General features: G+C 63.5%; 6 protein-coding genes and 1 pseudogene. 1 reads left to right on the top strand and 6 read right to left on the bottom strand.

The genetic code is table 11. From position 1 onward, the window contains the following. The 5 genes and pseudogenes from AC2VOU_RS20670 to AC2VOU_RS20650 form a co-directional block, all read right to left on the bottom strand. On the bottom strand, positions 1-377 hold a 377-nt coding region (locus AC2VOU_RS20670), incomplete at its 3' end, for an alcohol dehydrogenase catalytic domain-containing protein (RefSeq protein ID WP_486959047.1). A 153-nt stretch (positions 378-530) separates the two neighbouring features. Beyond that, on the bottom strand, positions 531-941 hold the full coding sequence (locus tag AC2VOU_RS20665) for a sterol carrier protein (RefSeq protein WP_486959049.1): 411 nt from the start codon (positions 939-941) through the stop codon (positions 531-533). Between the two features lie 145 nt (positions 942-1,086). Further along, entirely contained in the window at positions 1,087-2,034 is a 948-nt protein-coding gene (locus tag AC2VOU_RS20660; RefSeq protein ID WP_486959048.1) for a R2-like ligand-binding oxidase, read from the bottom strand. Positions 2,035-2,156: 122 nt separating this feature from the next. Continuing rightward, positions 2,157-2,325 (bottom strand): annotated as a pseudogene (locus AC2VOU_RS20655) (TetR family transcriptional regulator); the annotation flags it as partial. 230 nt (positions 2,326-2,555) lie between these two features. Further along, positions 2,556-3,845, bottom strand: coding sequence for a sensor histidine kinase (locus tag AC2VOU_RS20650; RefSeq protein ID WP_486959046.1), 1,290 nt, complete (start codon positions 3,843-3,845; stop codon positions 2,556-2,558). Positions 3,846-3,880: 35 nt separating this feature from the next. Between AC2VOU_RS20650 and AC2VOU_RS20645 the strand changes: the two genes are divergently transcribed. Then, positions 3,881-4,555, top strand: a complete 675-nt coding sequence (locus AC2VOU_RS20645; protein ID WP_486959045.1) for a response regulator transcription factor — start codon at positions 3,881-3,883, stop codon at positions 4,553-4,555. Positions 4,556-4,653: 98 nt separating this feature from the next. Here the strand turns inward: AC2VOU_RS20645 and AC2VOU_RS20640 are convergent. Then, positions 4,654-5,290, bottom strand: a 637-nt coding sequence (locus AC2VOU_RS20640) for a cytochrome P450 (RefSeq protein ID WP_486959044.1), incomplete at its 5' end; no start/stop codon positions are given.

Genomic DNA, 5,290 nt, shown 5'->3' with positions numbered 1-5,290 from the left:
CGGGCGTGGAAGCGGTAGGTGCCGTCGATCTGGGGTCCCATCATGATCGCCGCACCCATCTCGCACAGGTTGCCCATGCCGCGCGCACAGTACGAGCAGCGTCCACAGGCCGGCAGGAACGTCAACACCACCGAGTCGCCCTCTGCGAGATCCTCGACGCCGGGCCCGACCGCGGCCACGGTGCCGGCACCCTCGTGTCCGCCCACCACCGGCAGCGGGATTGGCAGGTCGCCGGTGACCAGGTGTTCATCGGAATGACACAACCCGGTTGCAGTCAGCCGGACCAGCACCTCATCAGGGCCGGGGGGGTCGAGCTCAACCTCCTCGACCTCCCACTTCTGGCCCAGTTCCCACAGAATCGCTGCGCGTGTCTTCACCGTTTCACCCCTTCAACCTCGGTGCGTCTCCTTGAGCTCGCCATGCAACGTCGACGCCCGCTCGACGATCCCGGAGACACCCAACTACACGTCCCGCATCGTCGCCTTCACCACGACACCATCCCGCTCAACGGACCAGCCGAGCGCTGCGGCTCACGCATCGATGAGGTCCTGCCGGTGCTCGCTCTCCAGCATCAGACGGTATTCCGGGAACAAGTTCTTGGCCTGCGGTATCAACTTGATCAGCTTGGCCACCGGACCTTTGGCCCGCACCGTGCCCTTGGCCATCGCCACCGTCAAGTTCACCTTGCCCAACCAAAACTTGTTTCCCGTGTCCGCAGACATGAACAACTCGACATTGGGCACCGCGGTACTCGACGCTCCGGTCTCGACGACCTTATTAGGCATATCCACCGTCACCACCGCATCCGGATCGGTGTAGCGAACCCGTAAGACCACCCCCGAACCCGCCAGCTTGTCAGCCAACCCCTCCTTTTCCAGCCCACGCCTGAAAATTCCACCCAGATAGGTGTAAACCTCGTCCTCATCAGCGAATACAGCCATCCCGACCTCGTCTTGTAGATCCATAGCTTGCGACGTACTCAATACCAGGGCCGACTGCGCTGCTCGCCGGACGGAAGCAGCGAATGCTTGCTCCCGCCCGCAAGAGCTGCCTCAGCAGGCGCTTGCCGACTTCGCGCGGCGCCGGTCAGGCCGACGCGCCGGCCAGAGCTTTGCGATCTTCATCGGCGAAATCGTCTTCGAGCTGAACCGGCGTGTAGTCGATATCGATGTCAGCAACCGGACGCCCCCGAGCGCTCTCGATCGTGCCCAACCTGCGCATCCCCTTGTCGGTCGCATAGCGGGTCAACTCGTCGACAGTCAGCCCGAACGGGACGTTGTCACCATAGGGGGTTAGCAGTTCTTCGATCATCTTCACACCCAGAGGAATCAACTCGGTCATGCGTGTTTCGAACACCGACCAATTGGCGTCGTCTGCGGCGATGTGACGCCGGCAGGTGAAGGTGCCCCACGCCATGTGGCGTCGCTCGTCGTCGCCGATGCGTCCGATGAACTCCTGCATACCGGGAAGTATGCCGCGGTCCACACAGATCTTGTGCCAGGCGTAATATCCGGTCAGCGCCAACATCCCCTCCACGATGTGGTTGTAAGTCGTGGCTGCGCGAATCTGGGCGGCCGGTGAGGGATCGATGACGAGGGCTCCGAGTGATTCCGAAAGCTCTTCGTTGAAAATCTTCTGGTACGCCGGCGAGTGGTAGCCATGCAGATCCTCGGTAACCCCCACGGCATCCAGCCATAACCGGAAACCCTGTGTGTGCTTGGCCTCTTCGAAGGCGAACTGGGTCAAAAACATCTCGTCGCCAAGCCGGCCTTCGGCCCGCATCGCGGCCATGAACGGTTGAATATCCTGCGTGACAGCTTCTTCACCGGCTAGAAATGCTGCGCACAATCGCGCCGCGAGGTCGCGTTCGGTGTCCGACAATGTCTCCCAGTCCTTGCGGTCGCGGGAGAAGTCAATATCGGCTGGATTCCAGAACTTCGCGTTGCCCCCGGCGAACAGCTTGAGCGGCAAACTGTTCCAGTTGAGTCCGCCCGCAGCCAGCGAGCCGTAAGCCGTTCTTGTCATGGTGGTGATCTCCTTGTAGTTGTGTGTGTAAATCTCGGCCTCGGACTATTGCGGTGCCTTGCCGTTGGTCGCCTCAAAGTCAGCTTTTGCAATGGTTTACGGGTAAGCGGAGCGGGCGTCATCGGTTCGCCCCGCTTGTCGGCGGCCTGCTGATAAAGGCTGCCCTTGGCAACCCCGGCACGGCGCGATCACGTGCAGGCTGCCGCAAGAGAACCCGTGCGAGCCCAACTCCGCCTCGGCGGCTTCGGCCACTGCCGCCTGCCGAAACGAGTCGACGTGAGCCCACGTAACCGTCAGCATCTAGCCTCCTCGACTCGAATCGAACCGGTAAAAATCACGAGCGGTCATTTGTGCATGATGCACGTCACAAGCAACGCTGCACTTTGAGCAACACCATGCGGCGGCACCGCCGTCACGGTGTTGGAATACGGGCCACCGCCGTAGTTTCATTGTCGCGACCACAGCGACGCCGGGCTACTAGCGCGCGTGCCAATCAGTGGCCTCCGCGGGCCAAGCGCCGCTCGATCGAATTACGAGATTGGGGCGCGAACGGTCGCCACGAGCCCGCCGCCGTTGCGCGCGCTGAAATCGACGCGCCCACCGATCGCCTCAAGGATTTGCTGCACGATCCATAGGCCCAGCCCGGTGGTGCCGCGCCGGTCACCAACGCTGACGTATTTGGCCGTCAGCTGGCCCAGACTCTGCGTGGGTATGCCCGGTCCGCGGTCGGCTATCGCGATGACGACCTCGTCGCCCCTGCGCAGGCACGTTACGTCGATGGGGGCATCCCGGCTATGTCGCGATGCGTTCTCCAGCAGGTTGGTCAGCACGCGCCGCAGTCCCTGGGCGTTGACCGCGACCGCGCCCACGTCGTCAGCCACCGTCCACCGCAGCTGCGGTGGCACCAGCCCCACGGCATCGGCCGCAGCTGTGATCAAGCCGGGCATGTCGACGCGGCGGACCCGGCCCGCTGAGAATGTTGGGCGCCGGCTCAACGCCACGTCGGATAACGCGTCGAGCATGTCACCGAGGTGCTGAACGTGCCGGCCGGCCAGCTGCGCGCTGGCAGCGCGGTCGGACTCCGACATCGGCCTCACCGATGTGAGCGCAGCCATGAGCGCCTCCAAGGAGGTTATGGGGGTGCGGAATTCATGCACCAGCACCTGTAGTCCGTCCTGTTGCGACTGGTAGGACTGCAAGAGCCGGCTTCGTAGATCGCGTTCCTCTTCGGCGGCGGCGTGCTCGGCCTCGGCTTCTACCAACGCACGGATGCTGGATTGGTGCTCGCGTTCGGCTAGGTTTGACAACCCCGCGGTGATGAGCGCGGTGAACAACAGGTACAGCGCCCACCAGCTACTCTGTGGCACCGGAGAGAGATCGGCACCAGCCGCGGTGGAGGCAAGTAACGCGACGCCGAGGTAACCGGTACCCAGTAACAGTCCCAATAAAAGAGTTTCGGTGAACGACAATCGGGCCGCGGAGGCAACCACGACCAGCACCAGCACCGACACCGCTGGGCTGTGCACCCCGCCGGTGAGTGCGATGAACACCAATGTGAACATCGAGTCGAAGGCGGTGACCATCCAGCGGTAACTGGTGCGGCGCACCTCGAGTCGCGGATAAGCGAACACGATTGCCGAGTAGATCATTGCCGCTGCTATCAGGGCCGCGGCATAGACGCGCACCCCCGCGGGCTCGAAGGGCACCAGCACCCCGATCGAGATCACTACCGCGACCCGTACGGCGATGACGGTGCGACCCAGCCCGTAGCCGCTGCCGTATCCCTGCACCCTCCAACGGTGCTGAGTGACCCGTGTCACCGGCCCGACATTAGGACCGAGGTAGCGTTACGGCAATGACCGGCAGGCGGTTCGTCGTTGTGATCGTTGACGACCACGAGCTTTTCGCACAAGGCCTGGCTTTGCTGCTCGACCGCCAATCGGGCGAGTTGTTCACCGTGGGCGGGCACACGACCTACGTCGAGGAGGCTGCTGACATGGTAGCCCGTTGCGTTGCCGACGTCGCGATCATCGACCTGTCCATGCCCCCGCTCGGCGGGATAGCCGCCATCCGGCATATCAAGGCGCGCAATCCCACAACCCGGATTTTGGCGTTGTCGGGGACCGGCAACCTTGAGCTTGCCGAGGAGGCGCTGCGCGCGGGCGCCGACGGATTCCTGCCGAAGACGGCACGGCCCGAAGCTCTGGCCGGCCCACTGTGGACCGTCGCCGAAGGTCTGCGGGTCATCGACGGCGCGCTGCTTGATGCACTGCTAGCGAAGTCCCACGAACCGCGATCGGCGTTGCTGGATAGCCTCAGCGCGCAGGAGCTCCAGTTGTGGCGGTTGGTTGCCACGGGCATGGAGACCGGCGATATCGCGGAGCGGATGGTGGTGTCGGAGCGCACCGCCAAACGGATGGTGGCCGCGTTGCTGCACAAGCTCGGCGTCACCAATCGCATCGCTGCAGCGGCGATGGCCGGGCGGCTATTATTGCTCGACGATCTCGCCGAGGCCGACCGGTCTCACTAAGGATTCGAGTCCGCCGGTATGAGTCGGCTCCCGCAGCCGACATCGATTTGGCGTGGCCGAGCACCGACGTGGGCTCCGGAATAAGCTGCGTCCCAACGTCATCGCCTGCGCAAGTCGACGGGAAGGCCGTCGACGGGGATGGGCAGCGAGGTGTTGTCCCATCTGGCGGTGTAGTCGGGCCGCACACTCCAGGTGTAGGTGCGCAGCATCTGGTGCAGGATGGCTTTGACTTCGAGCATGCCGAAATGCATGCCGATGCATTTGTGGGCGCCTCCGCCGAAGGGGATCCAGGCGAAGCGGTGCGCGTTGTCCTCGCGCCGCTGTGAGTCGAAGCGCAGGGGATCGAAGCGGTCGGGATCGGTCCAGACGTCGGTGTCGTAGTGGTTGACCGCTGGAGTGATGGCCACCATGGTGCCGGCCGGGATGTAGTAGCCGGCAATGGCGGTGTCTTCGACGGTTTTTCGCATCACCAGGGGCACCGGGGCGAGAAGGCGCAGCGACTCTTTGATGACGAGGTCGAGGTCGGTCAAGCCCTCCAGATCGTCGATATCAGGGATCGTGTCGCCCAGGGAGTCGGATTGGGCTCGGACGCGGGCCTGCCAGTCGGGGTGTTTAGCCAGGTAGTAGGCGACAGCGGCGGTGGTGATGGTCGAGGTGTCGTGGGCAGCCATCATCAAAAAGATCATGTGGTTGATGACGTCGGCGTCGGTGAACTGTTCGCCGTCTTCTGTGCGG

This window comes from Mycobacterium sp. TH-M25 (assembly GCF_057473665.1).
Note: the sequence above shows the minus strand (reverse complement) of the source record. Positions and strands in the feature narration are given on the sequence as shown.

What these genes read in the sequence shown, in the direction of transcription:
- AC2VOU_RS20645 (WP_486959045.1), top strand. Translation starts at nt 3,881, where the DNA reads ATGACCGGCAGGCGGTTCGTCGTTGTGATCGTTGACGACCACGAGCTT.
- AC2VOU_RS20665 (WP_486959049.1), bottom strand. Translation starts at nt 941, where the DNA reads ATGGCTGTATTCGCTGATGAGGACGAGGTTTACACCTATCTGGGTGGA.